We start from the raw sequence: 24,350 nt of genomic DNA, 5'->3' as shown, positions 1-24,350 counted from the left end.
GCCCGCTCCCCAAGGAGCCTGCATGTCCAACCTGATTGCCGACTGGCGCGACCGCCCGACCCATCGCCGGGTCTGGGCGCTGGCCGCGCCCATGATCCTCTCGAACATTTCCGTGCCGCTGGTGGCGCTGGTCGACAGTACGGTCATCGGCCACTTGCCTCACGCCCATCAACTGGGCGCCGTCGCGGTCGGGGCCAGCCTGTATACCTTTCTCGCCTGGGCCATGGGCTTTCTGCGCATGGGCTCCACCGGCTTTGCCGCCCAGGCCGCCGGACGCGGAGATGGCGCGGCATTGCGGCAGATTCTGTTGCAGGGGCTGTTGCTGGCCATGGGGCTGGCCATTGCGTTGGGCGCGCTGGGCATCCCGTTGAGCGGCGTCGCGCTGCACTTCATGCAACCCTCGGCAGAACTGGATCAACTGACCCGCGAATTCTTTCACACGCGCCTGTTCGGCCTGCCGGCTGCGCTGGCCAGTTATGCGCTGGTCGGCTGGTTCCTCGGTACTCAAAACGCCCGGGCGCCACTGGCGATTTTGCTGAGCACCAATCTGGTCAACATTGCGCTGAACCTGTGGTTTGTCCTCGGTCTGGAGTGGGGCGTGGTCGGCGCGGCCCGGGCCTCAGTGATCGCCGAATGGACCGGCGCGCTGATCGGCCTGCTGATGACCCGCAAAGCCTTGCGCGCCTACCCCGGCCACATTGCCTGGGCCGCGTTGGCGCTGTGGCAGAGTTGGCGACCGTTACTGGCAGTCAACCGCGACATCTTCATCCGCAGCCTGCTGCTGCAATCGGTGTTTTTTCTGATTACGGTGCAAGGCGCGCGTCTGGGTGATGCTACCGTCGCCGCCAACGCCTTGCTGCTCAACGGGTTGCTGCTGACCGCCCATGCGCTCGATGGCCTGGCCCACGCCGTGGAAGCGCTTTGCGGGCATGCAATTGGCGCTCGTGACCGGGACGCCCTGCGCCGCTCATTGGTCGTCGCCTGCGGATGGTCGTTGTTGGCGAGCGTGGGGTTTGCCGTGCTGTTCCTGTTCGCCGGGCACTTGTTCATCGAGATGCAAACCGACATTCAGAGTGTGCGCGATACCGCGTTCATCTACCTGCCCTACCTCGCCGCTCTGCCGTTGATCGCGGTCTGGAGCTACCTGCTCGACGGGCTGTTCATCGGCGCGACCCGCGCCCGGGAAATGCGCAACGGTATGCTGCTGACGGTACTGCTGCTCTTGCCATTTGGATGGGCGCTGCAAGGTATGGGCAACCACGGGCTGTGGATAACGTTTCTGTTGTTCATGGTGCTGCGCAGTCTGACACTCGGGGCTATTGCGTGGTTTTTGCGCAACAACGACGACTGGTTCAGCGGTCGGGTTCACTGACCCGGCGTCGCCTTTACGAACGCCGTAATCTGCTGCAGCACCGGCGCCAGACCGCGCATCGGTCGTGACAGCGTTGCCACCAACGTGGCGTGGCCGGGGCGCGTAAAGTACAGGTCCTGCACCGGCACACCCGCCTCGCGCAGCTTGCGTGCCAGCCCGCCGGTGTTGCGGGTCGGGTTGACCAGATCATCGTCCGTCGCCGCCATCAACAAGGCCGGCGGCGCACCGCGACTGACGTGGTTGATCGGCTGCGACTGCGGCGGTGAATCCGGCCAGAAAAACACCGGACGCACGTCCGGATTTTCGATCGGCAAAAAATCATACGGCCCGGCCAGACCGATCCAGCCGCTCAGGTTGTGCGGCGACAGGCCCACGGCGCCGAGCAAACCGGGGTCCAGCGCCAGCATCGCCGCGTTGTAGGCCCCGGAACTGTGACCCATCAAGAACAATCGCTGCGGATTCCCGGAAAACTGCCGAATGTGTTCGTGTGTCCAGGCGACCGCTTGTGCGCCATCCTCCAGAAACAGTGGATAACGCACCTGCGGATACAACCGATAGTCCGCCAGCACCGCGACAATCCCCCGAGACGCCAGGGCCTCACCGACAAACCCGTAATCGCTGCGGGAACCGCTGTTCCAACTGCCGCCATAGAAAAACACCACCACGGGCGCGTTTGCCATGGGATGACGCGGCACATACACATCGAGTTTTTGCCGCGGATCAGCACCGTAGGCGATGCCCTCGGTCTTGTCGAAACTCCCGTCGGGAGTCAGGGCATTCAGCAATTTCAGCGGCGAGCACGCCGTCAGCGCGAGCAACAAACACCCGCCGATTGCCAGGCTGAACAGTCGCCGGAGAGTGCTCGCCATCGATGCAGAACCTCATGTTCAGGGTTGATCTTTCTGCCACCTATTGCGCAGGCTATCGAGGCGCTCCTGCTGGGTCAGCCCGGACAACGGCGGCACCAGCGAAGCGTGGGGGTACTGCAAGCGTAGCCATAACCAGCCATCGAGTACCGGCCGCTCGCTGAAACCCAGTGCCAGACCTTCCTGCACATGAGCCCACAAACGCTGGTAATCGGTTCCGGTGGATTGGCTCCAGTGCCAGGCATGCTGCTCCAGCAGGCAAGTTTGCAGGGTTTCCCGCTGACGAGGGCTGAGGCTTTCTTCGACCGCCAACGGGCTGACGGCGAGCCCCGGGTTGAGCAACTGCTGCCAACCCTGACTGCCGATCGCGCGGTCGGCCCAGGTCCCGCCGAACCAGTGCAACTGGCTGATGGGGCCCAGCCAGCGACTCAGTTCCCGGGCATCGCAGGCATCAAAAAAGTAACTGGCCGTGTTGGGGTTGTAATAACTCAACAAGGCCCGGTGATGCAGCCCGAAGGTGACAGTGAGCATGCGTCGCAAATGCTCCAGCAACTGCGACGACGACGCCTCGCTGACCACCAGCAGACCACGCCAGACCTGCGTTTGGCTGTAGCACGACTCGGCCAGCGCCGGGCAGGTCCGAAGGTCGATCAGGGCCGGACCGTGTTTGCGTAACGCATGCAATTCCGTGTCCTCGAACAACCAGAACCATCGGGCCTGCGCGGATGCCTGTTGCAGCAATGCCCTCGCCTGAGGCGAGCTCGGTACATCCAGCAACAGCCATTGCGGGGTCGCGCCGATCATGCCGCACCGCTCTGGCCAAACCCCGTCACCGCCCGACAGGTGCACAGCGCCTGTGGGCAATGGCTGAAACTGCCGCCGCCGGGCAACAGACACAACAGCACCAATGGCTCGCCCGAGCGCAGGAGTTCCAGCAACCCTGCCTCGGGCAAGCTGTTTTCTGTCGGGCCGGGAACCTCCGTCTCTTCGACCGTCGACGGCGTGGGCAGAAACCCGCAGATCAACGGCTGATCCGGATCGCCCTCGATGAAGCTCACCACCACCTCGGTGCCCTCGCTCAGCGACGAGACGCCCGGATCTTCCAGCTCAGCGGCCAGCGGTAGCCAACAATGACTGGGGGTCGCGCCTTCGCCCTGATAGAGCCAGTCGAACTGCACGGCCACCGGCCGGGAAGGATCCGGTCGAGGTTCATCGACATCGACCACCCACGCTCGTTGCAGGCTGAGCATCCGCGGTTTCACCGCACAAGGGGGCAGGACGAGGGGTGCCTCCCAATGAATCGCGCGGATCTGGTTACTGTAAGGTGCCAGTGGATCCTGGCTGCCCTGATGTTCGACATGGGTCAGCAGCCACAAATGATTCCAGTCGGTGACCGGGTGACCAGACAAGGGCATCAACTGACCACTGCGCAACGTCGGCAGGTCTGTACGACCTTCGGCACTTGGCGCAGTACGCTGCCCCGCCAGGAGCTGAAACTGCCGCACCGCCGGTTGCCCGTTATCGACCTGAAATTGCGCGCTCGCGCCGAGACGGAAATGGCCGCGGCGATCACCAAACACCACGCAGTGCCCGTGCGCGTTGTGCTCGAAGTGATAATGCAGGCATTCCTGCGCGCACAGGCGCTGGAGAAACTGCAAATCCGATTCTCGATACTGCGTGCAGAAATCACGGGGCGGATAATCACCACTCAGTTCGAAGCGTCGATCCTCGCCCACGATGCCGTGTTCCCTGAGCACCTGGCGGAGGATCTCGGGCACCGAGACGTCGCTGAAAATTCGCTGACTGAATCGCTGGGAAAGGCAAGCCAGCCTGGGCCCAAAACGCACATGGCAAAGCCTGACGCACGGGCCATGGTCACGCTGGACCAGTTCATGCAGTTGGCCGTGAAAAGCACTGCCCTCAGGCCCGAAATGCAAAACGGCCGGACGGTACAGCAAGCTTGCAAGGTCGAGCGTCGGGTCATCGATCAGCAGGTCCACGTCGAACACAAAGGGCTCGCTGATCGCTTCTCTACCGGTAAAGGCCAGGACTTCGAAAGGGTCGGGCAGACCGGCTACGTCCAGACGAAATGAAGGCTCGTTGACTGGATCGAACATCGGCGATTCTCTACAGGAGGGGCGGTCAGGGATTCTCGCCGAGACCCATGGCTGAGTAGAGTGCCGAAGTACAACTTAGGAAATGGCCTACGTGAAAAGAAGACCATATGGCTTTGATAGCCGGGAATGTGGGCAATTTCGCGGGGAAATAGAGAACCGCCGCACCAGGTCATCTGAAATTTCCGCAGCCCGCGGAACATTTTCAGACAACCTGATGAGAGCGGCGACTTACCTCAAGAAGACAGGTAAGACGAACGGGTCAGGCCCAGACGCAATGCGTCGAGGAACTGGGTGCGTTCGGCGGCGGTGATGCGCGCACTGGCGCACTTGTCGCGGTAGTGGGTCATCAGCTCTTCCGGCGACAAATGCACGTAACGCAGCATGTCTTCGATGGTGTCGTGGGTTTCGATACCCGCGTGGTACACACTGCCGTCGGCATTCTGGTAGATGTTCACCGAGTCGGTGTCACCGAACAGGTTGTGCATGTCGCCGAGAATTTCCTGGTAGGCACCGACCAGGAAGATGCCCAGCAAGTAGTCTTCACCTTCGTTCAGTGCGTGCACCGGCAGGCTGGTTTCGATGCTCTGCTCGTCGACGTATTGCTTGATCTTGCCGTCGGAGTCGCAGGTCAGATCCTGCAATACGGCGCGACGCAGCGGTTCTTCGTCGAGACGGTGCAACGGGAGGATCGGCAGGACCTGGCCGATGGCCCAGGTGTCCGGCAGGCTCTGGAACACCGAGAAGTTGCAGATGTATTTGTCGGCCAGCTTGTCGTTGAGTTCGTCGAGCACCTGACGGTGGGAACGCTGACGCGCCTTCAACGAGTTGTGCAGGCGACGGCACACGGCGAAGTAGCATTGCTCGGCCAGGGCTTTTTCGGCCAGGGTCAGCTTGCCGTCGGCGTACTGGGTGGCCACGTCGCTCATGTAGTGCGTGGCGCGCCAGTAGGTTTCGGTGACCATTTCGATGTCGGTCGGGCCGAGCAGGTCAACCAGCCACTGCACGGTTTCCGGCAGCGTTTCCTTGTTATCGATCTGCGGCACGTCGTCGTTGTGTTTTTCGACGTCGGTGACTTGCACCACCAGCATGGCATGGTGCGCGGTCAGGGAGCGGCCGCTTTCGGAGAAAATGTTCGGGTGCGGCAGGCTCTGCGCGTCGCAGAACTCCTTGAGCATCCCGACCACGACACCGGCGTAATCGTCCATGTCGTAGTTGATCGAGCTGGCGTTACGCGAGTGCGTGCCGTCGTAGTCGACGCCCAGACCGCCACCCACGTCGATGTGGTCCACCGGCAGGCCGAGGTTGCGCAGTTCGCCGTAGTAACGAATCGCTTCCTTGAAGCCGTGCTGGTAGTCCGCCAGGTTGGCGATCTGCGAACCCATGTGGAAGTGCAGCAGGCGAATGCCCTGGTCCAGGCCCGCCGCGCGGAAACGCTCGACCACCGACAGCAGTTGCGCCGCCGACAGACCGAACTTGGATTTCTCGCCGCCGGTGTCCGCCCACTTGCTCGACGCCAGGGACGACAGGCGCACTCGCAGGCCGACCTGAGGCTTGACCTTCAACGAGGCGGCTTCTTCGATCACCAGCTCCACTTCGGATTCTTTCTCGATCACGATGAACACGTTGTGGCCGAGCTTCTGGCCCATCAGCGCTAGTCGGATGAACTCGCGGTCCTTGTAACCGTTGCAGACGATGGTGCCGCCCTTCGGCGCCAGCGCCAGTACCGCCAGCAGCTCAGGCTTGGAACCGGCTTCCAGACCGATGGACACGTCCTGGGTGGCGATGATGTTTTCGATCACCGCTTCTTGCTGGTTCACTTTGATCGGGTACAGCGCGGTGTATTTGCTCTGGTATTCCAGGCGCTCGATGTTGGCGTCGAACGCGCCGGTCAGCTGACGCACGCGGTCTTGCAGAATGTCCGGGAAACGCACCAGCAGCGGCAAGGACAGGCCGCTTTTGCGCAGCTGGTCGACTTGTTCGAACAGGTCGATAGGCGAACTGGTCGGGCCGTTCGGGCGAACTTCGACGCGACCGGCGTCATTGATCGCGAAATACCCGGCCCCCCAATGGCGAATCCCGTAAACACTGCGGCTGTCCGCAACTGTCCATTGGCTGCCATCGTCTTTGCGTGTGCGTCGTACGGACATTGAAGTCCCCTATAAAGAAGTCATAGAGCGTCGCCTGGGTTCAGGCCGGCGCAGTCTAAAGGATGAAAATGACGGTTCGTCAACGAGGGGATAGACCTCGCTGACCGCAGTGAGTTTAGAAACCGGTCAGAACAGGCTCTGTGAAAACCATGTAGGCGACGCCTGACCCGGGTTGAATCAGGGCCGGTCAAGCCGGGGGTGGTTTTCACAGAGGCTGCTAGCCGCCGGACTTCTTTGCCTTGAAACCGAGTTTGATCAGTTCGGCCAACAGTAGCTCGACATGATCGCCCTGGATTTCAATGATTCCGTCTTTCAACGCCCCACCGGTGCCACAGCGTTTCTTCAACGTCGTGGCCAGGTCCTTGAGCGCGTCTTCAGCCAACGGCACGCCGGTGATGGTGGTCACCGTCTTGCCGCCACGGCCCTTGCTTTCGCGACGCACGCGAGCGATGCCGTCGCCGGCCGGGATAACGGTCTGTTTGCAGATGCAGGCGTCCACCGGTTTACTGCAATCCGGGCAATGACGACCTGCGTCGGTGGAAAATACCAGGCCACCAAGGGCGGCGAAGGATGCGGCTTTTTTGGCCACCGGCAATCCTCTTGGGAGGACAAAGACTGGTCGCGGCAACCTGGGCAGGTGCCATCGACCGCGAAGCCCCACTCAGGCAGGGGCAGCGCTACTGAAACGGTACAACCCTGTAGGAGCGAGCTTGCTCGCGAAGAACGCAAGGACGACGCATTCATTCTGAACGCACGCGTTATCGTTAACGTCCATCGCGAGCAAGCTCGCTCCTACAGAAAGCAATACCGGTTCAGTTTGAAAAGGTCGCGCAGTGTAACGGCAAAAACGCCGATTGCTAAGAGCCAATCGGCGCCAATTTATGCCTCTTTTGCGACGTCCTCGCCAAGCGCTCTCAGATAGCGCTTCAATGCAGCCAGAGAGTCCGGGCAATAAGGCTTTTGCTGGATTTCCTGCATGACCTGATCGACGGGAATAAAGCGCGCTTCCAGCACTTCCTCCGGTTGCAGGATCAGCGGACCGTCCCACACCGCCGAAAACGCCGAACACCAGAGCCGATTGCCAGTGTCTTCGAAGAAAAAATGGTCATGGGCGGTCAGTTCCACACCACTCACACCGAGCTCTTCTTCCAGCTCACGGGCTGCCGATTCGGCGTAGGTTTCGGTGGCCAGCACCATGCCCCCTGCCGCCACGTCCCAGTATCCGGGATAAATCGCCTTGCTCAAGGTGCGCCGATGCACGCAGAGTTCACCGGCGGAATTGAACAGCATGATGTACGTGCCGCGCCCGATCAGCCCGCGCTCGCGCAGGTCGGAGCGGACCAGTGCGCCGAGCAGGTTGTCCTGCTCGTCGACCCAGGCGATCTGTTCTGCATCCGAGGCCGCACGATGGGCGGCCTCTTTGGCGCTATCGACCATGACTTAGCCCTGATTGAGCAGTTGACGCAGATCGATCACTGCGGCGTTGGCGCGGGAGATGTAGTTGGCCATGACCAGCGAGTGGTTGGCCAGCACGCCGAAGCCGCTGCCGTTGAGGATCATCGGGCTCCAGACCGGCTCTTGCGAGGCTTCCAGCTCACGAATGATCTGGCGCACGCTGACCGTCGCGTTCTTCTTCGCCAGCACATCGGCGAAGTCGACCTCGATGGCGCGCAGCAGGTGGGACAGCGCCCAGGCCTGACCGCGAGCCTCGTAGAACACGTTGTCGATCTGCATCCACGGGGTTTCGACGATTTCTTCGTCAACCTGTGGCACCTGACCCGGCGCGACCACTTCGGTTTTCAGCGCAGTGTTCAGTTTGACCCGGCCAACGCTGGCCGACAGACGTTGCGACAGCGATCCCAAACGGGTGCCCACATCGCCCAGCCAGTTGTTCAGGTTGTCGGCGCGGGCATAAAACAGTGCATTTTTCTGCGAAGGGTCGGACAGGCGCGCCTGATAGCGGCTCAGGGAATTGAGGCCTTCCTGATACTCGGACTCACTGGACGGCAACACCCAGCTCTTGTTGTCGAAGTTGAAACGCGGTTCGGCCTTGGCCAGATCGGAGTCTTCGGCCGATTGCGATTGCGAACGGGCGAAGTCTTTGCGCAGCGCACGCGTCAAGTCGCGGACCTGGACCAGCACACCGTATTCCCAGCTCGGCGTGTTATCCATCCACAGGCCCGGCGGGAAACGATCGTTGGAAATATAGCCGCCCGGTTTGGTCAGCAAGGTGTTGGCAACGGTCTTGAGGGTTTCCACCGTGGTGTAGCCGATGACCATCTGCTTGCCTTCTTTCTCGGCCGCCATCTGGGCATTCTGTTGAACCGGGAACAGCGCCGGCTCCTGGCTCCAGTACCAGCCAAGCGCAATGGCCACAATCAGGTAGAGGCCGATCAACGTGGCCAGCGCCCGGCTGAACAACAGGCCGCCGATGTAACTGCGGGTGGCCGATTTCGGTTCAGCGGCACGTTCAGGCGCGCTGCCCGCGCGGTTCTTCCAGTCCAGCATGGCGATATCCTTTCAATCACTTGAGTTCATCGGTTCGACCACAACCATACAACAACGTGCCTTTGCCCGGCACCCGCCGTCGGGGTTATCCGGAAAATTAGCGTCTGTGGATGTGACAACCGGTTGTCTATGAGCTCAAGTGGCCATACCCGAGTTAAACGCCTATGACCTTCATTGAAATCCGCTGCACCCCGGTTGATGTAAACAGATGAGCGATGCCCTCTCCGTCGGTTCTGCGCGGTGAAGTGTCTCCATCCATGGTCGCGAGGTAATGGCGCTGCGCCAGAGGCTCACCCGTTACGCTGTCTACGAGCCGGAAGACTCTTGGCGATCTTGTGGGCTGGACGGGCGGATTTTGCATCAGCTCCATTACTTTTGGATCAAAGGTACGATCCGGCATTGTCCAGTCAGCGTAGTCGGCTTCAGGCCTGACTAACCTCCACTCTCGCCGTTCAATCGGATCAAGCACCTCGCTGTCGATATCGATCAGCAGGCCTGCGCGCAACTGGTCCAGGCCTTCAATGGGTTGCCGGTCAAGCAATGCCTGGCGCACCAGATCCAACGCTTGCTCGCTGGAAAAGGTGTGTTGGCGCTCCCAATCGGACAAAAGGACTTCATTGACCAACCTCATCCCTGCACCTCGGTGTTCCACTCATCGGAGCCCAAGGTTCGGCTGATTTCATGCCGCCAATTAATTCGGCGATAACTGAAGTGGACCTTCTCCAGTTGAGTGACGTGGGCAGTGTCGGGATCCTGGCAATGCGGCATAAGCACTTCAGAACCGACGATCAGCGCATCTTCCAGCTCCATCGTGTAGAAATGCTCCTGGATCCCCTGAGCCGAGGTCCGATACCACTCTACGCGGCACTGGGTGAGCAATTCTCCCGAACACAAAGCGTTATTGATCAGCGGCGACGCCTTGTCGATAGTCTTGGTGATGATCAAGGGTTTGTGCATTCGACGCCCGCTTCCCGACCCTTTCGGCACGAAAATGCCGTGGCTCAGGGCCTGGATCATGATCTGGTCCTCACGTCCCTTTTGATAAGTGTTACCCACCGACGCCTCGGTGAATGCACCTTCGCTGATCAGGCCTTGTCGTTCGCCGCGGAGGGTCATGAAGGCGGGAGTTGGCATGGTGGGTCTCCTTTTTTATTTGGGTTGTGGGGCGGGGAAGTGACTGGGCTCGTCGTACATGTCTTCGATTTCGTCGAAGGGCACCCAGGGTTTGGCGAGCGCAAGGGTGATGAGGTAGCGCTCTTCGGTGGGGTTTCGGTAATCCTCGAAGCGCCCCAATATCAGCATGGCCTGATACTTATCGCTTGCCTGCCAAAAGGACCGCCCGGAAAGAATTCCTTTGCGTAGCCATTCTCGCCATTCAGGGGTATCGGCAATCGTAGGATCATCTCGTACGCCCTTGGCTACCCAACCTTTGGCGCGCCATTGGTCTTGCAGATCGAGAACTACCTTGAGGGCATCATCGATCAGGAGCGGCTCTATCTGCGGAGACATGCGGAGGCTGAAAATGACGTTGTCGTCAAATCCGACACTAAAAAAGCGCGCGGCGGGAGTGGTGAACCCGAATTGCGGGTCGACGAATCGCAATCTCGCATCGGTCATGGGGATACCGGACCAGATATGTCCGCGTATCTGCGGACTAAAGGGGGCTGAAGAATTTCTGTGCAGATCTTCATACGTCCCGCCTATTTCCAGAACGATTTCAGGCTCATCCCACAACGGTTGCCTCAACTGATGTATGGCAGCCCATATCAAGGCAACTAGAAGTAGAGGGCAGGCACAGCAGCGCCAGCCGAACGATCGTGGTCGCAGAGTCATAGCCCGAGACCGCTCAATGCGATTTCATTGATCGACCGTTCTAACGCATAACGGTTGTGGTCACCGAGCATCTGATCAAAACGTGCGGCGGCCTGAAGCACGAATGCCATTCGCTGCTTGATGTCGGACAAGTCCGCCAATGGGTTGTCGCCAAAATCGATGGTGCGCCCATCCTCGACGCGTTGACATTGGCTGGTAAGCGTCAACTCAATCGCCTGGGCAACGCCGGAAGGAAACCCCGTGACGTAGGATGCGTGGTTGGCTCGCAGCAAAGCCACCAATTGACGGTCCTGGTAAATCGTCGGCTGGAGGATATTGTTCTGCTCATGCCGCGCCAAATGCTCAACACTTGCGGCGATGTCTCCGTCCTCTATCGCCTCAAAGCCCAGCAAAATTTCGGTGTAAACCTGCCCGAATTCGAGCTTTTCCTTCCCTACCGGCCAAAGCACCGGAAACTTCGGATGCCCATGAATCCGCGTCCGCTCTCTCAAACACTTCTTCAACTCCCTCAACCCACGCTTCGCATAAAACTCATGCAACGGAAAAACATCCAGAAACAGCGTGGTATTCCCCAGCGCCATCATGTCGTGCACATGCCGGAACTGTTGCTGCACCAGCGACAAATCCTCACCCGCTGAACGAAAATCCAAAGAGGGCACCGGATTGCGCGCATCCGCTTCCTTATAGTCACGCAACTCTTCCGCCTGCTCGACCATCCTGTCCGGCGTCAGCAAACCGTGCTCTTGACGGCTGTCACGCATACGCTGCCGCGATTCATGCTCTTCTCGGATCAGTTCGATGCTGTCCGCCGCGTGGAGCAACCCGCAACCGACCTGCTTGGAAGCAAATGCAGCCAAGCCAGCCCATTGAAACCTGGGGTCATGCAGCCACAGCCGGGCGTACGCGGCATTGATCGCACGATTGCGCTCCACCGGATCAGCGATCAGAACTCCGCCGGGAGCAACGATTTCTTCCGCCTCGCGCTGGTAATGCCGCCACAGGCATGCGCAAGTAAGAATCGGCACCTCGGTAACAAGCGTCCTGCTGCCATAAAGCTCCACCTCTTCGCATTCACAGTCAGCCACGGGGGTGCTGTTGTGGTTCAGGCGTTGCTCATCGCAGGGTTGTTCTTTGAAACACTGGGTCATGATTGGCGGATGGCTTTTAGGGGAATCCCTGAACCCTATCAGCCAAAATCACCGCCCGAATCGAGCAGGCGAAAAATCAGAAATCCCTGACAGGCAAGGCTCGCCGAGGCTGCGGATACTTCCGAAAAACAGACCGGAAAAGACCTGAAACGCCCATGCCACGGGCACTTCAAACCACAGACCACATTTACAGACCAATCAGTCACAAACTGAATTGGACTACTGTGCAGATTATTGACATACGACACTCATACAATCGAAAAGAGGTGCTAGCATAGAGCCATTAGTCGATCTCAGCATGCACCCTAACTAGTAGTCAGGATATGACCGAGCCAGAAGACCCCAGCCGTGAGCGCCTCAAGCACCACTTTGCCCAGCGGGTAATTCATCAGGCACGTCAAATTCTTGAGATCTGGCAACGCCTGCAACACAGCGAGTGGTCCGCCACCGATTTATCGGAACTGAGCGAGGCCAACCTGCGCCTGCTGCGTTTCGCCGAGCGTTTCGAACAACCGGAACACATCCAGCTCGCGCGCCACATCGGCCAATCGCTGGAAGCCGTTGATGCCAATCGCGGACGCCTGAGCAGCGGCCTGATCACTGATCTCAATCGCCTGATGCAGCGCCTGTCGCGCACCGGCCTGCGGCATGGCGATCAACTCGAACAGACTTTCCTGCCGCCGCTGCGCAAGCCGATCTACGTGATGCTGCAGGATCACGATCGTGCCGAGCGCCTGACCAAGCAGCTGGAATTCTTCGGGCTCAGCGCCCAGTCCCTCGACAGCGTGATGGCATTTCGCTCGTCGATGGTCGAACGCTTGCCCGCCGCGATCGTCATGGACGTGGACTTCAGCGGTCCCGGCATTGGCCTGAAGCTGGCCGCCGAAGCCCAGATCGGTCTGGATGAACCGTTGCCGCTGCTGTTTTTCAGCCTGCTCGAAACCGACACCCCCACCCGCCTCGCAGCGGTGCGCGCCGGCGGTCAGGAGTTTCTCACCGGCACTCTCGAAGCCTCGAGCCTGATGGAGAAAATCGAAGTCCTGACCTGCGTTGCGCAATACGAACCTTATAAAGTGCTGATCATCGACGACTCCCGCGCCCAGGCCTTGCACACCGAGCGCCTGCTCAACAGCGCCGGGATCGTCACGCGGACCTTGATCGAGCCGATCCAGGCCATGGCTGAACTGGCGGACTTCCAGCCCGACCTGATCATCCTCGACATGTACATGCCGACCTGCACCGGTACTGAACTGGCCAAGGTGATTCGCCACAACGACCGCTACGTCAGCGTGCCGATCATTTACCTGTCCGCCGAAGACGATCTGGACAAGCAGCTCGACGCCATGAGCGAGGGCGGCGACGACTTCCTGACCAAACCGATCAAGCCGCGCCACCTGATCACCACCGTGCGCAACCGCGCGGCGCGCGCGCGCAACCTCAAGGCACGGATGGTCCGCGACAGCCTCACCGGGCTGTACAACCACACGCACATTCTGCAATTGCTCGAAGATTGCTCGTTTCGCGCCCGCCGCGAGAGCAAGCCGCTGAGCTTTGCGATGCTCGACATTGACCACTTCAAGCGGGTCAATGACAGTCACGGCCACCCAATGGGCGACCGCGTGATCAAGAGCCTGGCGCTGTTTCTCAAGCAACGCCTGCGCAAGACTGACTTCATTGGCCGTTACGGTGGCGAAGAGTTCGCCATTGTCATGCCCGACACCGATATTGAAGCGGCCTACAACGTCCTCGATGAAATCCGTAAGCGCTTTGCGGAAATTCATTACCCCGCCCAGCCTCAGGATCTCTCGTGCACCTTCAGCGCCGGGGTGGTCGAGCTGCGCGAAAACTCCGACAGCCTGATGATGGCCAGCCAGGCTGACGAGGCGCTGTATCGCGCCAAGCACGCCGGGCGCAACCGCGTACAGGCGGCTCGGGCATCACAGCAAAGTGCCACCTTTTCATCGGAATCAACCCAGTCGGTCATAATTTTGTAACGGAAACGCAATAACTTCAGGTGCGTACCCTTCGTTGGTAGTCCGCGATGCGCCTGAAGCTGTTGACCAATCTCAACACCCTCCTTTTAGTCGCCGTGTGCGTGGCCCTCGGCGCCACGCTCTGGTGGTCGCAAAAAGCCCTGGAACGCCCGTATTTGCTGATGGAGCGCTACCTGGGGCTGTCTCAGCAATTTCAAAATGAAGTGGCGCGCAACGTTGAGGATTATCTCGCCAGCGGTGACGCTTTGCGCCTGAGCAGCGCCAGCCAGGCCATTGATGCGTTGCAGAAGGACCTCGGTGAATTGCCGCCGGTATTGGCCGACACCTTGCGCCCCAGCCTTTCGAACCTGGATGAGTTCAGCAAAACCGACCTGCTGGCCGCCGGCAAACTCGCGGGCGACCCGCAAGCACTGTTGTTGCAGGCCGAACGCGAGCTCGGTGCCAGTCTCGATCAGCTCAGTCAGTACGCCAGCAGTAACGCGACTTATCTGACGCCTTTACTCACCGCATCCCAACACTTGGGCAAACTGTCACTGGCCCGGGACAAACTGGTCAGCAGCGGTCGCAGTGAACTGGCGGCGGATGTTGAACGTGAAGTCACCCACATCCGCGCTCAAGCTGAACTTCTGAATGCCCTGCCGCTACTCGGTGTGACGAGTCAAAGTGAATCGGGCACCGACGATTTCGCCGCGATGATGGGCCTGGAGAACACCGAAAAAACCGTGGCCGAGGATGCTGGCGTGGGGCTCAAACGCGAACTCAACAGCCTGCTGACCCGTTATCCCGCGGAGCTTGCGCGCACCCGCGGGCAGATCCAGAAACGTGCCGATCTCAGCACCGCGACTCACCTGAAAATCGCTGCGGTGCAACAGGCCATCGCCGGGCTGGAACCGGTGGTTCGCGCGCAGCACGGGCAAATCCAGAGCGAAGTGCGGCTGATGCAAGGTGTGATGATCGGCCTTATCCTGCTGATCGCGTTGCTCATCGACACCCTGCAACGACGCCTCGCCCGAACACTGACCAACCTCGCGCCGGCTCTTTCAACCTGGGCCGAAGGGGACTTCAGCCGGGACATTGAATTGGGCAAAACCAATCGCGAGCTGCATGACATTCAAGCCTCGCTCAATCGCTTGCGCGCCTATCTCGTCGATCTGGTCGGAACCATCCGCCTCAACGCCGAACAGGTTGCCGGCAGCAGTCGCACCCTGGCCGAATTGAGCAATGACCTGCACAGCGGCGCCGAGCATCAGGCGGGTGACACGGCGCTCATCCGTGATTCTCTCGGTGAACTGGAAGCGACCATTCAACAAGTTGCCGGTGACGCCAGCCAGGCCGCCGACGCCAGTCGCCATGCCGGACTGGCGGTGGAGCATGGGCAGAAAGTCATCGGTTTGAGCCTCACCGGGCTGCACGCACTGGTCGACGAAGTGCAAGGCAATGCACAGATGATCGAACACCTGGCCTCGGAATCGGCCACCATCGGCGGCGTGTTGACGGTGATTCGCTCGATTGCCGACCAAACCAACCTGCTGGCGCTGAACGCGGCTATTGAAGCGGCCCGCGCCGGGGAAATGGGTCGCGGTTTTGCCGTCGTGGCCGAAGAGGTTCGCTCACTGGCGCAACGCACAGCGGGCGCCACGGCCGAAATTCAGACCTTGATTGCCGGATTGCAAACGGCGGCACAGCAATCGGTGCAAGGTATGCGCGCGCAGGTTGAGCATGCTGAAGCGACCGCCAATCAGGCCCAGGCCGCTGACGGCGCGCTGGATAAAATCGTCGGGGCGATCCAGACCATTTCCGACACCGCCGTGCGCATCGCCGATGTCACTGCTCAGCAGAGCGGCGCTGTGAGCGAGATCCGTGATCACAGCGAGAGGATTCACCAGTTGGGTGGGGATAACTTGCTGCGTATTGGTGAGGGGCGTGAGCAGGGGGAGCATTTGTTGGTGTTGGGTGGACGACTGCATACAGCCGTTCAAGCCTTTCGCGTCTGAGAAACCGCCTTCGCGAGCAAGCCCGCTCCCACATAGGAATGCGTACCCCCTGTGGGAGCGGGCTTGCTCGCGAAGGCGCCAGGACAATCACCACAAAACCTACCGCCCTGCACACCCGACCGCCGTCCGCTATCATGCCCTCACCTTCGATACGCGAGATTGTCATGCGCCGTTTGCTTTGCCTGCTGCTTTTAGTCCTCGCCCTGCCGGCCAGCGCCACCGGTTTGCTGGAGAGTCGGCCAAGCGCCACGCTGGGCTCGATCAACAACAGCGCAGACTTCCTGCCGGTGCGCGAAGCCTTTCAGCTCAGTCTGGTAGAAAGCACACCACAATCAATCAAGCTGCGCTTTGTCGCCACCGAGGGTTACTACCTCTACCGCCATCGCTTTCAGTTTCGCGCCGATCCGGCCGATGTGGCGCTCGGCACGGCGCAATTGCCCAAGGGTGAACAAAAGCACGATGAATACTTTGGCGATGTCGAGGTTTACCACGGCATTCTCGATGTCGAGCTACCGCGCACCGATCAACGCGCCTTCACGCTGGCCGTGACCTATCAGGGCTGCGCCGACAAAGGCCTGTGCTATCCGCCTGAAACCGAACGCCTGAGTATCGATGGCAGCAGCGGCACAACCACAGGTTGGAGCTGGCGGGAGCTGGCGCTGTTCTTCCTCGCGGGCCTGGGCCTGACGTTCACCCCTTGCGTGCTGCCCATGTTGCCGATCCTGTCCGGCGTGGTCTTGCGCGGCCAGGTCGGTGGCTTGCGCGGCTTCAATCTGTCTCTCGCTTATGTGCTGCCAATGGCCGTGTGTTTCGCCCTGCTCGGCGCGCTGATGGGGATGTTCGGCGCGCAGCTCAATCTTCAGGCGCGGCTTCAATCGGCCTGGGTGCTGGTGCCGTTCGCGATGTTTTTTGCGGTGTTTGCCCTGGCGATGTTCGGCGTCTTCGAACTCAAGCTGCCGCAGGCGATCAGCAGCCGACTGGACCGCATCGCGGGTCGCACCGAAGGCGGCTCGTTGTGGGGCGCGGCGGTGCTGGGCGTGGTTTCCAGCCTGTTGGTTTCGCCTTGCGTCTCGGCACCGCTGGCGGGAGCATTGCTATACATCAGCGCCAGCGGCGATGCGCTGGGCGGCGGGCTGAAGCTGTTCATGCTCGGCCTCGGCATGGGCGCCCCGCTGTTGTTGGTGGCCACCGGCGGCGCAGCCTGGCTGCCGAAAAGCGGGCCGTGGCTGGTCTACGTGAAAAACGCGATTGGAGTTTTGTTGCTGGGGCTGGCGATCGGTCTGCTCAGTCGGGTTTTGCCGGGGCAGATCACCTTGCTGCTGATCGGCTTGCTGGCCGGTGGCGTCGGTTTGTTCATGGGCGCGCTGGAGTTCGTCTACAAACCTCCGCGAAAACGTGTGGGCCAGTTGCTCGGAATGTTCCTGCTGTTCTATGCGCTGGCCTGTTGGTATGGCGCTTTCAGCGGCCAGACCGATCCGTTCAATCCTATCGGCCAGCCGCGCATCGTTAGTGGTAACGCGCAACCGCAAAACAGCAGCGGCTGGCAAACCATCACCACCCCCGCCGAGCTGGATCGCGTTCTCAGTGAAGCCAAATCCTCCGGCACTCCCCTGCTGCTCGACTGGTACGCCGACTGGTGCATCAGTTGCAAAGTCATCGAACGCGAAGTGCTCAACGACGCCAAAGTGATCGAAAAACTGCAGGGCTATCGTCTGGTCCGCTTCGACATCACCGCCAGCAACGCCGAACAACGAGCGCTGCTCGACCGTTACAAACTGTTCGGCCCTCCGGCACTGATGTTTTTCGGCAAGGACGGCGTCGAACGCGCCGATGTGCGAGTGATCGGCGAGATCAGCGCCACGGACTTCGCCGAACGTGTATCGAATGCAAATGACCGGATTTAATCAGCCGGTCACATATTTCGCGCAAACATCGGCCATCGTGCTGGCTATTGCATAGAACTGGACAGTCACAAAGGCTTTGCGGCATAGTCGCCGGGTTCTGACAAATGCACACGGATAACAAGGAACAGCAGATGGCGACGCTATTGGTTCTGCACGGCCCCAACCTGAACATGCTCGGCACTCGTGAACCGGGCACCTACGGCGCTACGACACTGGCGCAGATCAACCAGGACCTGGAACGCCGCGCTCGTGAAGCCGGCCATCATTTGCTGCACCTGCAAAGCAACGCCGAGTACGAATTGATCGACCGCATCCACGCTGCCCGCGGCGAAGGTGTGGACTTCATTCTGATCAACCCGGCAGCTTTTACGCACACAAGTGTCGCATTACGTGACGCGCTGCTGGCGGTGAGCATCCCATTCATCGAAGTGCATTTGTCTAACGTGCACAAACGCGAACCTTTCCGCCATCACTCTTACTTCTCCGATGTTGCGGTGGGAGTGATCTGCGGCCTTGGCGCCAGCGGTTATCGACTGGCCCTGGAGGCCGCCCTAGAACAGCTTGAAAGACCGGCAACAGCTTGAACAACAAGCGTAACGCCCCTGACCGACCCTTGGGAGTTGATGATTCATGGATATCCGTAAAGTTAAGAAACTGATCGAATTGCTGGAAGAGTCCGGCATCGACGAGCTCGAGATCAAGGAAGGCGAAGAGTCCGTACGCATCAGCCGCCATAGCAAGACCCCGGCTCAGCAGTACTACGCACCGGCTCCAATGCACGCTCCGGCTCCAGCGCCTGTTGCTGCTGCCCCGGTTGCCGCTGCAGCGCCAGCTGCTCCGGCCGCGCCTGTCCTGAACGGTACCGTTGCCCGTTCGCCTATGGTCGGCACCTTCTATCGCAAGTCTTCGCCAAGCTCGCCGTCCTTCGTTGAAGTCGGTCAGACCGTGAAGAAAGGCGACACCCTGTGCATCGTCGAAGCCATGAAGATGATGAACCACATCGAAGCTGAAACCAGCGGTGTGATCGAATCCATCCTCGTCGAAGACGGCCAGCCGGTTGAGTACGACCAACCGCTGTTCACCATCGTTTGAACCGAGGAGAAACTTTGATGACTGCGAAGTTGGAAAAAGTTCTGATCGCCAACCGCGGTGAGATCGCACTGCGGATTCTGCGTGCCTGCAAAGAGATGGGCATCAAGACCGTCGCCGTTTACTCCAAGGCCGACAAAGAGCTGATGCACCTGGGCCTGGCAGACGAATCCGTCTGCATCGGTCCGGCCTCGGCCGCCCACTCTTACCTGCACATCCCGGCAATCATCGCCGCGGCTGAAGTGACCGGCGCTACCGCCATTCACCCAGGCTACGGTTTCCTTGCGGAAAACGCTGATTTCGCTGAACAGGTCGAGAACTCCGGCTTCGCCTTCATTGGCCCGAAAGCCGACACCATTCGCCTGATGGGCGACAAGGTTTCGGCCAAGCACGCCATGATCGCTGCCGGTGTTCCAACCGTTCCGGGGTCCGACGGCCCGCTGCCGGAAGACGAAGAAACCGCGCTGCGCATCGGTCGCGAAGTCGGTTACCCGGTGATCATCAAAGCCGCTGGCGGCGGCGGTGGTCGCGGCATGCGCGTTGTGCATAAAGAAGAAGACCTGATCTCCTTCGCCAAACTGACCCGCACCGAAGCAGGCGCGGCGTTCGGCAACCCGATGGTCTATCTGGAAAAATTCCTGACCAACCCACGTCACGTGGAAGTCCAGGTACTTTCCGACGGTCAGGGCCACGCCATCCATCTGGGCGACCGCGATTGCTCGCTGCAACGCCGCCACCAGAAGGTTCTTGAAGAAGCGCCGGCACCGGGCATCGACGAGAAAGCGCGTGCTGAAGTCCTCGCTCGCTGCGTCAAGGCGTGCATCGACATCAACTACCGTGGAGCGGGTACTTTCGAGTTCCTGTACGAGAACGGCGCGTTCTATTTCATCGAAATGAACACCCGCGTACAGGTCGAGCACCCGGTTTCGGAAATGGTCACCGGCATCGACATCGTCAAGGAGATGCTCAGCATCGCCGCCGGCAACAAGCTGTCGTACACCCAGGATGACGTGGTCATCCGCGGTCACGCGCTGGAATGCCGGATCAACGCCGAAGACCCGAAAACCTTCATGCCAAGCCCAGGCACGGTCAAGCATTTCCACGCTCCAGGCGGCAACGGCGTTCGCGTCGATTCGCACCTGTACAGCGGTTATGCCGTTCCGCCGAACTACGATTCGTTGATCGGCAAGCTGATCACCTACGGCGCAACCCGTGACGAAGCCTTGGCGCGCATGCGCAATGCGCTGGACGAAATCGTTGTCGACGGGATCAAGACCAACATCCCGCTGCACCGCGATCTGGTCCGCGATGAAGGCTTCTGCAAAGGTGGAATCAACATCCACTACCTGGAACACAAGCTGGCTGGCGACAAGCACTAGTCTGTAATCCGGATCAACAAAGCCGCTTTCGAGCGGCTTTGTTGTTTCTGGAGATTTCAACCGACACTGTCAGGCCTCTTTGTGGGAGCGGGCTTGCTCGCGAAAGCGGTGCCCCATCCAACACTGATATGACTGACACACCGCCTTCGCGAGCAAGCCCGCTCCCACAAGTACAGTGGACTCCCACAAAACCTCCGCGCTCGCGTAAACTTGCGCGCTTCTCGCAGCCCGCTAGGCTGCAATCAATATTTTTCAAAGGTGCCCGCCATGCCTTGGCTGCAAGTCCGTCTCGCCATCAGCCCAGAACAAGCCGAAACCTACGAAGACGCTTTCCTTGAAGTAGGCGCCGTGTCGGTGACCTTCATGGACGCTGAAGATCAGCCGATCTTCGAGCCGGAACTCAACACCACCCCGCTGTGGTCGCATACGCACCTGCTGGCCCTGTTCGAAGGTGGCACCGAAGCTGCCAGCGTACTGGCGCACCTGGAGTTGCTGACCGGCAGCCCGCTGCCCGAGCATCACAGCGAAGTCATCGAAGACCAGGACTGGGAGCGCAGCTGGATGGACGGCTTCCAGCCAATGCGTTTCGGCCAGCGCCTGTGGATCGTGCCCAGCTGGCACGCCGCGCCTGAACCGGACGCCGTTAATCTGCTGCTCGATCCGGGCCTCGCATTCGGCACCGGCACGCACCCGACCACCGCGCTATGCCTGGAATGGCTCGACGGTCAGGACCTGAAAGACTGCAACGTACTGGATTTCGGTTGCGGCTCGGGGATTCTGGCGATTGCCGCCCTGCTGCTGGGCGCCAAGGAAGCCGTCGGCACCGACATCGACGTGCAGGCGCTGGAAGCCTCGCGTGACAACGCCGGGCGCAACAACATCGCCGAAGAGCTCTTCCCGCTGTATCTGCCGGAAGACCTGCCGCAGGTTCAGGCCGACGTGCTGGTGGCCAACATCCTCGCCGGCCCGCTGGTGTCCCTGGCGCCGCAGCTGTCCAGCCTGGTCAAGCCGGGTGGCCGCCTGGCACTGTCGGGCATCCTTGCCGAACAAGGCGACGAGGTTGCCAAAGCCTACGCCCAGGACTTCGATCTGGACCCGATCGCCAATCGCGATGGCTGGGTGCGCATCACTGGCCGTCGGCGCTAGAATGAGCGCCTGCATAATCCGGATCGCCGCATGACCGACAGCTTCGTCACTCAGTGCCCGCATTGCCAAACCAGTTTCCGCGTCAGCCATGCTCAGTTGAGCGTGGCCCGTGGGGTGGTTCGTTGCGGCTCGTGCCTGCAAGTGTTCAACGCCGCCAAGCAGTTGCTTGAGCAGGCAGGCAAGGAAGCGGTCACGCCGGTTGTCCCGGCCAGCGTCGCGTCGCCGGAACCGGAACCGGAACCACGGGCGATCAGCCAAAAGCAGTGGACCGCCGCCGAACTGGATCTGGACAGCCTCGACCTGGACGAGGAACTCGCCCGTCTCGAACAGCGGGAAATCCAGCCGACCACGGAATTCGGCCGGCACCGCGAAGACAGCCTGAGCGCCCGCCGCGATACCGCCGAGCACAATGAAGAGCCATGGTCCGACAGTCTCTTCAGCGAATCGGCCGCCGATCGCGCGCAGAAGACCGCCCCCCCTGTCACACCAGAACCGATGATCGAGACGGGCATACTCGCGCGCACCGAACCTTCGCTGTCCCTGGAACCAACAGGGCTGGACGACGAAGAGCCGGCACAGCTGCGCCTCAACGACCCGCTCGACGCCCCGCTTCATCACGAACGCCTGTCGGCGACCGACGCCACTGACGAACTCGACGATGATCTGCCTTCAATCGAACCCCTGCGCAAACGTCGCGAACGCAGCGAACCGGCAGTGCGCGCCGAGGTGCTGCAGGACCTGACCGACGACCCGCTGCAACTCGATTGGCAGAAACGCCGATCACCCTGGGGTCGACGGTTTCTCTGGTTGCTGCTGATTCTGCTCGGTGCCGCCGCTCTCGTCGGCCAGTACGTCGCCTATCACTTCGATGAGCTGGCGCGCCAGGATCAGTACCGTCCTTGGTTCCAGCAGTTGTGCCCGCAAATCGGCTGCACCGTGCCGTCCAAAGTCGACATCGCGAAAATCAAGAGCAGCAACCTGGTGGTGCGCAGCCATCCGGATTTCAATGGCGCGCTGGTGGTCGACGCGATCATCTACAACCGTGCGCCGTTCTCCCAGCCGTTCCCGCTGCTGGAGTTGCGCTTTGCCGACCTCAACGGTCACCTGATCGCCAGCCGTCGCTTCAAGCCCGGCGAGTACCTCAACGGCGATCTCGAAGGCATGGCGGAAATGCCGCCGCAAACGCCGATCCATATCGCCCTGGATATTCTCGACCCAGGCGCCAAAGCCGTGAACTACAGCCTGAGCTTCCACTCACCCGAGTGAAACGGTTCAGTGTTACGCGTTTGACGGCACATTTCTGACAGCGACCGCTCATACCGAACTGCTGGCGATAACAGAATAACTGTTCAGATTTTGTTCAATTCAGCCTTTATCCAGTCATCGAGAGCGGGTATCATGCCAACCCTTTTTCGAACTCTCATGATCCGGCCCCACAACTGGAAAGTCCTATGTCGGCGGTACGCATCGGTCCATACACATTGCACAACGGCTTGATTCTCGCCCCTATGGCGGGTGTCACCGACCAACCCTTTCGTCAGCTGTGCAAGCGACTGGGCGCAGGACTTGTAGTTTCGGAAATGGTCACCAGCGACATGAGTTTGTGGAACACCCGCAAATCGCGCATGCGCATGATCCACGAAGGCGATCCCGAGCCACGCTCGGTGCAGATTGCCGGTGGTGATGCGCAGATGCTGGCGGATGCGGCCCGGGCCAACGTCGAACTGGGCGCACAGATTATTGATATCAACATGGGCTGTCCGGCGAAGAAGGTCTGCAACAAGGCTGCCGGTTCCGCGCTGTTGAAGGATGAAGCATTGGTGACCGAGATCCTGCAGGCCGTGGTGGCTGCGGTTGATGTGCCGGTCACCCTGAAGATCCGTACCGGCTGGGACCGGGACAACAAGAACGGTCTGACGGTGGCGAAGATCGCCGAGCAGGCGGGCATTACGGCGTTGGCGGTCCATGGCCGCACCCGTGCCGACCTGTACACCGGTGAAGCCGAGTACGACACCATTGCCGCGATCAAGCGGGCGGTGTCGATGCCGGTCTTCGCCAATGGCGACATCGATTCGCCGGAGAAGGCCCGCTACGTGCTCGACGCGACCGGTGCCGATGGACTGTTGGTTGGACGGGCTGCCCAGGGGCGGCCATGGATTTTTCGCGAGATCGACCATTTCCTGCGTACCGGCGAGAAACTCCCGGCGCTGGAACTGATCGAGGTGGAACGCATTCTGCTAGAGCATCTGGCTGCACTGCACGTCTTCTATGGAGACGTCATGGGTGTCCGGATCGCTCGAAAGCATGTGGGCTGGTATCTCGCAACCTTGCCGGGCGCCAGGGAGTTTCGCGCCCACTTCAATCGTTTGGAAGATACGGAAGCACAATGCGCCAACGTTCAGGGCTTCTTCGCAGAACGTTATAAGAGCCTGACAGGGGACGGAGAAGGGGTGGCCGCATGACGATGATGACCGAGACTTTAGTGAGTGGAACAACACCCGTGAGCGACAACGTGAATTTGAAACAGCACCTCAACACGCCGAGCGAAGAAGGTCAGACCCTTCGCGGGAGTGTCGAGAAGGCGCTGCACAATTATTTCGCCCACCTTGAGGGCGCTGCCGTCACGGATGTGTACAACCTGGTGCTCTCCGAAGTCGAGGCGCCCCTGCTCGAGTGCGTGATGAACTACGTCAAGGGCAACCAGACCAAGGCCAGCGAGCTGCTCGGATTGAACCGAGGCACCCTGCGCAAAAAACTCAAGCAGTACGATTTGCTGTAAGCATTCAATCAAACCAGAAAGGCGCCCGCGTAAAAACGGTCGCCTTTTTTGCTGACTCCTTTGCTTTTGATGGA

Annotated in this window: 22 protein-coding genes; 11 read left to right on the top strand and 11 right to left on the bottom strand. The window is 60.3% G+C overall.

Features of this window, described 5'->3' with window-relative positions:
- The first annotated feature begins 22 nt into the window (after positions 1–22).
- Positions 23–1,372 (top strand): MATE family efflux transporter, encoded by a 1,350-nt coding sequence (locus ACA073_RS03245; RefSeq protein WP_497401606.1) that lies wholly within the window; start codon positions 23–25, stop codon positions 1,370–1,372.
- Here the strand turns inward: ACA073_RS03245 and ACA073_RS03240 are convergent.
- The 11 genes from ACA073_RS03240 to ACA073_RS03190 all read right to left on the bottom strand — a co-directional run bounded on the left by ACA073_RS03240 (position 1,366) and on the right by ACA073_RS03190 (position 11,991).
- Entirely contained in the window at positions 1,366–2,241 is an 876-nt protein-coding gene (locus ACA073_RS03240) for an alpha/beta hydrolase (protein ID WP_497401604.1), read from the bottom strand. The genes ACA073_RS03245 and ACA073_RS03240 overlap by 7 nt on opposite strands.
- A gap of 18 nt (positions 2,242–2,259) precedes the next feature.
- Complete coding sequence (locus ACA073_RS03235) at positions 2,260–3,042, bottom strand: DUF4123 domain-containing protein (RefSeq protein WP_497401602.1); 783 nt, start codon at positions 3,040–3,042, stop codon at positions 2,260–2,262.
- A complete protein-coding gene (locus ACA073_RS03230; RefSeq protein ID WP_497401600.1) occupies positions 3,039–4,355 on the bottom strand; it encodes a type VI secretion system Vgr family protein in 1,317 nt (438 codons plus the stop codon). Before ACA073_RS03230 ends, ACA073_RS03235 begins: the two co-directional genes overlap by 4 nt.
- Before the next feature lie 233 nt (positions 4,356–4,588).
- Positions 4,589–6,502, bottom strand: coding sequence for an arginine decarboxylase (gene speA / locus ACA073_RS03225; protein WP_497401598.1), 1,914 nt, complete (start codon positions 6,500–6,502; stop codon positions 4,589–4,591).
- Positions 6,503–6,719: 217 nt separating this feature from the next.
- The gene (locus ACA073_RS03220) at positions 6,720–7,091 is read right to left on the bottom strand and encodes a translation initiation factor Sui1 (protein ID WP_090176030.1); all 372 of its coding nucleotides are present in this window, start codon (positions 7,089–7,091) and stop codon (positions 6,720–6,722) included.
- A 290-nt stretch (positions 7,092–7,381) separates the two neighbouring features.
- Entirely contained in the window at positions 7,382–7,939 is a 558-nt protein-coding gene (locus ACA073_RS03215; RefSeq protein WP_497401596.1) for an NUDIX hydrolase, read from the bottom strand.
- A gap of 3 nt (positions 7,940–7,942) precedes the next feature.
- Positions 7,943–9,010, bottom strand: coding sequence for a DUF2333 family protein (locus tag ACA073_RS03210; RefSeq protein ID WP_497401594.1), 1,068 nt, complete (start codon positions 9,008–9,010; stop codon positions 7,943–7,945).
- A gap of 154 nt (positions 9,011–9,164) precedes the next feature.
- A complete protein-coding gene (locus ACA073_RS03205) occupies positions 9,165–9,641 on the bottom strand; it encodes a hypothetical protein (RefSeq protein WP_497401592.1) in 477 nt (158 codons plus the stop codon).
- Positions 9,638–10,144 carry an Hcp family type VI secretion system effector gene (locus ACA073_RS03200; RefSeq protein ID WP_497401590.1) on the bottom strand — a complete coding sequence of 169 codons (507 nt, stop codon included), beginning with the start codon at positions 10,142–10,144 and terminating at the stop codon, positions 9,638–9,640. The genes ACA073_RS03205 and ACA073_RS03200 overlap by 4 nt, the downstream gene beginning before the upstream one ends.
- A gap of 15 nt (positions 10,145–10,159) precedes the next feature.
- The gene (locus tag ACA073_RS03195; protein ID WP_497401588.1) at positions 10,160–10,843 is read right to left on the bottom strand and encodes a hypothetical protein; all 684 of its coding nucleotides are present in this window, start codon (positions 10,841–10,843) and stop codon (positions 10,160–10,162) included.
- A complete protein-coding gene (locus tag ACA073_RS03190) occupies positions 10,840–11,991 on the bottom strand; it encodes a DUF2515 family protein (RefSeq protein WP_497401587.1) in 1,152 nt (383 codons plus the stop codon). The genes ACA073_RS03195 and ACA073_RS03190 overlap by 4 nt, the downstream gene beginning before the upstream one ends.
- 323 nt (positions 11,992–12,314) lie before the next feature.
- Here ACA073_RS03190 and gcbA point away from each other — a divergent pair, with 323 nt between their 5' ends.
- From gcbA to fis, 10 genes are all read left to right on the top strand, one after another.
- Complete coding sequence (gene gcbA / locus ACA073_RS03185) at positions 12,315–13,985, top strand: diguanylate cyclase GcbA (protein ID WP_497401586.1); 1,671 nt, start codon at positions 12,315–12,317, stop codon at positions 13,983–13,985.
- Between the two features lie 47 nt (positions 13,986–14,032).
- Entirely contained in the window at positions 14,033–15,979 is a 1,947-nt protein-coding gene (locus ACA073_RS03180; protein WP_497401584.1) for a methyl-accepting chemotaxis protein, read from the top strand.
- 164 nt (positions 15,980–16,143) lie between these two features.
- On the top strand, positions 16,144–17,883 hold the full coding sequence (locus ACA073_RS03175; protein ID WP_497401583.1) for a protein-disulfide reductase DsbD: 1,740 nt from the start codon (positions 16,144–16,146) through the stop codon (positions 17,881–17,883).
- 131 nt (positions 17,884–18,014) lie between these two features.
- A complete protein-coding gene (gene aroQ, locus ACA073_RS03170) occupies positions 18,015–18,467 on the top strand; it encodes a type II 3-dehydroquinate dehydratase (protein ID WP_497403971.1) in 453 nt (150 codons plus the stop codon).
- A 46-nt stretch (positions 18,468–18,513) separates the two neighbouring features.
- The gene (gene accB / locus ACA073_RS03165; RefSeq protein ID WP_054044024.1) at positions 18,514–18,975 is read left to right on the top strand and encodes an acetyl-CoA carboxylase biotin carboxyl carrier protein; all 462 of its coding nucleotides are present in this window, start codon (positions 18,514–18,516) and stop codon (positions 18,973–18,975) included.
- 17 nt (positions 18,976–18,992) lie between these two features.
- On the top strand, positions 18,993–20,351 hold the full coding sequence (gene accC / locus ACA073_RS03160; RefSeq protein ID WP_497401582.1) for an acetyl-CoA carboxylase biotin carboxylase subunit: 1,359 nt from the start codon (positions 18,993–18,995) through the stop codon (positions 20,349–20,351).
- Between the two features lie 267 nt (positions 20,352–20,618).
- Positions 20,619–21,497, top strand: coding sequence for a 50S ribosomal protein L11 methyltransferase (gene prmA, locus ACA073_RS03155; protein ID WP_497401580.1), 879 nt, complete (start codon positions 20,619–20,621; stop codon positions 21,495–21,497).
- Positions 21,498–21,527: 30 nt separating this feature from the next.
- A complete protein-coding gene (locus ACA073_RS03150; RefSeq protein WP_497401578.1) occupies positions 21,528–22,763 on the top strand; it encodes a DUF3426 domain-containing protein in 1,236 nt (411 codons plus the stop codon).
- 185 nt (positions 22,764–22,948) lie between these two features.
- Positions 22,949–23,959, top strand: a complete 1,011-nt coding sequence (dusB, locus tag ACA073_RS03145) for a tRNA dihydrouridine synthase DusB (protein ID WP_497401576.1) — start codon at positions 22,949–22,951, stop codon at positions 23,957–23,959.
- Positions 23,956–24,276 (top strand): DNA-binding transcriptional regulator Fis, encoded by a 321-nt coding sequence (gene fis / locus ACA073_RS03140; RefSeq protein WP_007907419.1) that lies wholly within the window; start codon positions 23,956–23,958, stop codon positions 24,274–24,276. Before dusB ends, fis begins: the two co-directional genes overlap by 4 nt.
- The last annotated feature ends 74 nt before the right edge of the window (positions 24,277–24,350 follow it).

The sequence above is a fragment of the Pseudomonas sp. LBUM1670 genome (genome assembly GCF_059695695.1).
Note: the sequence above shows the minus strand (reverse complement) of the source record. Positions and strands in the feature narration are given on the sequence as shown.